The 717-nt window shown below is 53.3% G+C and carries 2 protein-coding genes; both read left to right on the top strand.

The features are described 5' to 3' along the window. Window positions 1-447, top strand: a 447-nt coding sequence (locus AC1DYI_RS37570) for a hypothetical protein (protein WP_477209137.1), incomplete at its 5' end; no start/stop codon positions are given. Window positions 448-505: 58 nt separating this feature from the next. Then, on the top strand, window positions 506-717 hold a 212-nt coding region (locus tag AC1DYI_RS37565), incomplete at its 3' end, for a hypothetical protein (protein WP_477209136.1).

Genomic DNA, 717 nt, shown 5'->3' with positions numbered 1-717 from the left:
ATCATGATCAATACGATGTTCCCTCTCGACCAAATACGGTCTCAATCCGATTTGGGGGTACAGCAGATGCCCGCGCTCTTCCAGTTCATGGTGGCTCATGTCCAGCTTTTCTTCTTGGCATTCCTTCTCCTGTCAAGTGGCACTTTTGCTGCCGCCATTGGGTTGCTTCGTCGCAAGAACTGGGCGCGCCTGGCAATCGTGGGAATCCTGGCACTTGGTATCCTGTGGAACATCGTAGGTCTTGCGCTTCAGCAAGTCATGATTTCCTCCATGGCCACGTTCCCGGCCAATGCACCGCAAGACTTTCAAGCAGAATTTGATCGCATGGCAACGGTCATAAGAATCTTCTCAGCTTTCATGGCTATTGGCCTGTCCGCGCTGTTCGCATGGCTGATCAAGCGACTCCTATCTGAGTCAATTCGTGCCGAGTTCACGCAAGCGCCCTAACCCCTCCGTCAAGGGGACCTGCCTGCGGCAGGCCCCTTACGTCGAACGTTAGGGCTCAATGAGCGTACATATCCAGTTCGACGAAGAGCTCGTTCGCATCGAGCAGGACGACAGCCTCCGTATCGGCTTCGTATTCTTCATGCTTGCGGTTCTCCTCGTCATTTCGTTTGGCGGCTTCGTTTATCCACGCTCTCTTGTAGTTCTCTTTCCGGGTCTCATCGTTTTCGGTGGCTACCTGATCAAGCGCCCAATTTCAGCGAAACATTTGGT

It is taken from the genome of Ideonella sp. P3_A4, assembly GCF_056403075.1.
Note: the sequence above shows the minus strand (reverse complement) of the source record. Positions and strands in the feature narration are given on the sequence as shown.